General features: G+C 33.7%; 1 protein-coding gene. It reads right to left on the bottom strand.

Translation table 11 applies throughout. From position 1 onward, the window contains the following. Nucleotides 1–98: 98 nt before the first annotated feature. Nucleotides 99–161, bottom strand: coding sequence for a tetracycline resistance efflux system leader peptide (locus tag AWV70_RS25965; protein ID WP_013762478.1), 63 nt, complete (start codon nucleotides 159–161; stop codon nucleotides 99–101). Between the last annotated feature and the right edge of the window lie 82 nt (nucleotides 162–243).

The following is a 243-nucleotide window of genomic DNA, read 5'->3' as shown; positions in this document are numbered from 1 at the left end:
AGAACGCAAAGCCAAATTAAAATTTGGTTGTGTCGTAAATTTGATTGTGAATAAGACGTATTCACATTTCGCCCTCCAATAATGAGTGTAGACGCAGTTTATAGGGCTAATGATACGTTTCCCTCTTTTAATTGAACCCTGTTACATTCATTGCACTTCATAATTAATGCCTCCTAATCTTGATTGAAACATTTTACCACATACAGACTAAGTTTTAAATTCAGTTTTCATCACTTATTCCGT

Origin of the sequence: Sporosarcina koreensis, from assembly GCF_001531445.1 — a bacterium.
GTDB classification, from domain to species: Bacteria; Bacillota; Bacilli; order Bacillales_A; family Planococcaceae; genus Sporosarcina; species Sporosarcina koreensis_C.
The sequence above is the reverse complement of the archived record's forward strand: the minus strand, read 5'-3'. Positions and strand labels throughout refer to the sequence as shown.